At 68.9% G+C, this 2,696-nt stretch carries 2 protein-coding genes and 2 pseudogenes; 2 read left to right on the top strand and 2 right to left on the bottom strand.

Annotated elements, in window-relative coordinates:
* Both G6016_RS15655 and recR read left to right on the top strand, forming a co-directional pair.
* Positions 1–246, top strand: a 246-nt coding sequence (locus G6016_RS15655; protein ID WP_182633528.1) for a YbaB/EbfC family nucleoid-associated protein, incomplete at its 5' end; no start/stop codon positions are given.
* Positions 247–372: 126 nt separating this feature from the next.
* Positions 373–978 (top strand): annotated as a pseudogene (gene recR / locus G6016_RS15650) (recombination mediator RecR); the annotation flags it as partial.
* Between the two features lie 237 nt (positions 979–1,215).
* On the opposite strand, the gene G6016_RS15645 reads toward recR, so the two are convergent.
* Positions 1,216–2,145, bottom strand: a complete 930-nt coding sequence (locus G6016_RS15645; RefSeq protein WP_182633526.1) for an amidohydrolase family protein — start codon at positions 2,143–2,145, stop codon at positions 1,216–1,218.
* 226 nt (positions 2,146–2,371) lie between these two features.
* Positions 2,372–2,696 (bottom strand): annotated as a pseudogene (locus G6016_RS15640) (glutamine amidotransferase); the annotation flags it as partial.

Below are 2,696 nucleotides of genomic sequence, written 5' to 3'. Positions count from 1 at the left end.
AGCACCGTTGACGGCCAGGCCGGCGGCGGGCTCGTCACCGTGTCCATGCGCGGCACCGGCGAGGTCACCGGCGTGACCGTCGACCCGAAGGTCGTCGACCCGGAGGACGTTGAGACCCTGCAGGACCTGCTCGTCGGCGCCTTCGGCGACGCGCACACGAAGGTCCAGGAGCTCGCCGAGACCCGCCTCGGCCCGCTGGCCTCCGGCGGCGGCCTCGGCGACATGATGGGCGGCCTCGGAATGTGAGCCCGCGGGGCCCGGCGCGATTCGGGCCCCGCACCGTGGGTCGGACGGCTGGTCACCACGGCCGCTCCGGCCCACCACCCGACGGGGTTCTCGCCGCCGGGACAGTGAGACCTACGGGAAAGTGCGATGTACGAAGGACCGGTTCAAAACCTCATCGACGAGTTCGGCAAGCTGCCGGGCATCGGTCCCAAGTCCGCACAGCGCTTGGCGTTCCACCTGCTGCAGGCCGAGCCGGAGTCTGTCGAGCGTCTCCGCACGGCGCTCCAGGCCGTCGTCGAGGGCGTCACCTACTGCGAGATCTGCGGCACCGTCGCCGCAGCCGAACGCTGCCGCATCTGCTCCGACCCCCGCCGCGACCCCAGCCTGGTGTGCGTCGTCGAGGAGCCCAAGGACATCGAGGCCATCGAGCGCACCCGCGAATTCAACGGGCTGTACCACGTGCTCGGGGGAGCACTGGATCCCATCAACGGCGTCGGGCCCAACGAACTACGCATCGCCGGCCTGATGCGACGCGTCGGCCAGGAATTCGAGGGCGCCGAGATCGCCGAGATCATCATCGCCACCGACCCCAACACCACGGGCGAGGCCACCAGCACCTACCTCGCGCGGCTGCTGCGCCCGTTTCCCGACCTCGTGGTGTCCCGCCTGGCGTCGGGTCTGCCGATGGGCGCCGACCTCGAGTTCGCAGACGAACTCACCCTGGGCAGTGCACTGTCCGGGCGGCGCATCCTCTCCGGCGAGCGCGCCCAGGGGCAGGTCCAGAGTCAGGGCCACCCGCAGCCGCAGCCGCAGCCGCAGCCGCACCCGCCGCGCTCGGGTCACGTTCTCCAGCCCGAGCAGTACGACACACCGCCGCCCCCGCCTGAGCCCGCGTCCGGCGACGTGCCACCGCCTCCGCCCGAGCCCGCTGACCCCGATCTGACCTGGCCGACGCCCCAGCAGTCCTCCGACAGGGATCGATCCGATCGATCAGAGGCCGAACAGTCGGGCGGCGTTTCCATGCCAGACCGCCCGTAGCCAGTCCTCGCCCAACTCGAGCCGGATCATCGCCTCGAGCTGCTCGGCGTACGGATACGGGATGTTCGGGAAATCCGTTCCGAGCAGGATCTTGTCGCCCAGATCCGTCAGCCGTCCGCGCTCCGATGGCGGGAATGGCATCGTCTCCTCGACGAAATCGGTGAACGCCATCGTCGTATCCAGGTAGACGTTCGGGAACTGCTGCGCCAGATCCAGAAACTCCGAGTACTCGCCCATCCCCATGTGCGCGATGATCAGCGGAAGCGTAGGGAACTTCTCGAGAACGTCGGCCACAGGCTCCGGCCCGGTGAACGTTCCGGGGACCGGCCCGCCGCCGCAGTGGATGACCGTCGGCACCTGGGCCTCGGCCAGCTGGCCCCACACCGGGTCGAGCAGCGGGTCGCGGGGGTCGTACTCACCCACCTGGATGTGGGACTTGAACACCTTCGTGCCCGCCTCGAGCGCCTGCCGGACGTAGTCGTCGGCGCTCGGCTCGGGGAAAAACGTTGACGTGTGCAGGCAGTCGGGGTGCCGCTCGGCGAACTCCGCGGACCACGAGTTGAGCCACGCCCCCATGTCGGGCTTGTGCGGATACAGCATCGACGAGAACGCCAGCACCCCGTAGGACCGCAGCCGCTCGACACGGGTGTCCTCGGCTTCGCGGTAGGTGATCGGCCACGGGCGACCGATCTTGGGTCCGGCCGCACTGAAGTACTCCCAGACCTTGTCCATCACGTTCTTCGGCATGAAATGTGTGTGGACGTCGATGATGCCCGGCAGTCCCAGCGGCTCCCACAACCCGCGCACGTGCGCCGCCTCCACCGCGGGATCAGGAGCTGAAGCTCCGGCGGCGAGGGATCCGGAACCGTGGTGTTCACACATGTCCCAGAGGGTAAGTCACAACGCGGCGCCAACTCCGGCGATCGGGCCTTCAGTGGGGTATGCCCACCCCCGGCAGACGTCAGACCGTTGCCTGAAGCAGGAGAGCCCGCAGTTGCAAGACATCGATGTCCAGCTGCCAGACATTCTGAGCGAAATCTCGCATCAGATTCGCACAAATTGTCAGGCAGCCGCGATGCGATGTCAGGCAACTGCTGAAGAGGAGGGCTCAGCGACGGGCGGTGGCGATGCGCTCCCGCCGCAGCTGCTCCACCGCCGGCACGTCGACCGGCGGAAGCGAGTCCACGCCCAGCGCACGGCAAAGCAGCAGGTCCGCGAACTCGGGATTCCGAGCCAGGACAGGGCCGTGCATGTAGGTCGCGATGATTGAGCCCTGCACCACGCCCTCGATGCGCGAACCGGTGGAGGAAGCGCCGGTGGAAGCGCTGTCGCCCGGAGCGGTGGTGGAGGCGGCACTCGGCGCGGCCGAGGGGTCAGCCGGGACGCCGTTGCCGACTCCGTGGAGGACGCGGCCCAGGGCCGCGGCGTCGGAG

Source organism: Dietzia aerolata (genome assembly GCF_014144865.1).
Taxonomy (GTDB): domain Bacteria; phylum Actinomycetota; class Actinomycetes; order Mycobacteriales; family Mycobacteriaceae; genus Dietzia; species Dietzia aerolata.
This window is presented reverse-complemented; position numbering and strand designations above follow the sequence as displayed.